The sequence below is a fragment of the Streptomyces katrae genome (assembly GCF_000966975.1).
GTDB lineage: Bacteria > Actinomycetota > Actinomycetes > Streptomycetales > Streptomycetaceae > Streptomyces > Streptomyces katrae.
The window spans coordinates 1-1,197 of record NZ_JZWV01000971.1 but is presented as its reverse complement, the minus strand read 5'-3'; the positions used below and the strand labels follow the sequence as shown (position 1 = coordinate 1,197).

Annotated in this window: 2 protein-coding genes; one reads left to right on the top strand and one right to left on the bottom strand. The window is 75.0% G+C overall.

What is annotated here, in order from left to right; translation table 11 throughout:
* On the top strand, positions 1–447 hold a 447-nt coding region (locus VR44_RS30650; protein WP_052713904.1), incomplete at its 5' end, for a hypothetical protein.
* Here VR44_RS30650 and VR44_RS30645 read toward each other — a convergent pair.
* The coding region (locus VR44_RS30645) for a Gfo/Idh/MocA family oxidoreductase (RefSeq protein WP_045950880.1) at positions 440–1,197 on the bottom strand (758 nt) is incomplete at its 5' end. The two genes, VR44_RS30650 and VR44_RS30645, sit on opposite strands and share 8 nt — an antisense overlap.

The window sequence follows — 1,197 nt, the reverse complement described above, 5'->3', positions numbered from 1 at the left end:
GTGTACGGGACCGTGCTGGCCAGTGGGCTGTTGGCGGCGCTCGATCAGAAGGGCGGGGAGTACACCCCCTTCTACGACGCCAGCTGGGTCCTCGTCACCGCCGCCACCGCCGGGCTCGCGCACGGCTACTCGCACCACATGACCACCCACCGGTCCGGGTCGGCGGCGCACCGGTGGCGGTTGCTGGTGCGGGCGCTGTGGAACGAGTGGCCGATGATCGCGGCCACCCTGCCCACCGTGCTGCTGCTGGTCGCCGCCGGGATCGCGCACTGGGAGTCGTACGGGGTGACCGCCGTCGGGCTCGGGCTGAACACCGCGCTGCTCTTCGCGTGGGGCTCCTTCGTGGCGATCCGGGTCGGCTACCGGATCGGGTCCGCGCTGCTCATCGGCCTGGCCGACGCCACCATCGGCCTGGCCATCATCGTCGCCAACGCCCTCATCAAATGACGGGGGCGGCCGCCGCCAGCTGGGACTCCGCCTCCGCCAGGATCTCCGTCAGACGGGCGCCGAACTCCGCCCCGCGCGGGTCCGGGACGCCCGTACGGGCGGCGGTGAGGACGGCGTCGAGGGCGCGCCCGTACGCGCCGGGGACGTCGCTCCAGTCGGGCAGGGAGAAGACTCCCTCGGCTCCGCGCAGCTCCAGCCCCACCCCGGCCGCCGCGCGCGGTGCGCTCAGGCTGAGGACGGCGGTGCTGGCCGCCCCCGAGGCGTGCCGCAGGGCGAGCTGGACCAGGTCGGACGGTCCGCGGCCGGCGGTGACGGCGGTGACGTCGCCCAGGACCGGGATCAGGACGGACAGCGCGTGCGGGCCGACGTCCCACAGCCCGCCCTTGGCCTTGCGCCAGGGCGATTCGGCGTACGCGCTGGGCTCGCCGTCGGGCGGGTAGACGGCGCCGAGCCAGTGGGCGGAGGCGGTGAACCAGCCGCTGCGCTTGGCCTGGTCGAGGACCCATCCGGCGGTGGGTTCGGCGAAGCGGAGCGTGAGGAAGACGACGGAGGCGACGCCGTGGGCGGTGGCGGCGTCGGCGACGGCGCGGGCGTCGGCGACCGTCGTGGCGACGGGCTTGTCGAGCAGCAGGTGGCAGCCGGCGGCGGCCGCGCGGACGGCCAGGGGGGCCTGGACGTCCGGGGGCAGGGCGAAGGCCACCACGTCGCAGTCCGCGAACAGCTCGTCGGGGTCTTCGTACACCTTCACCC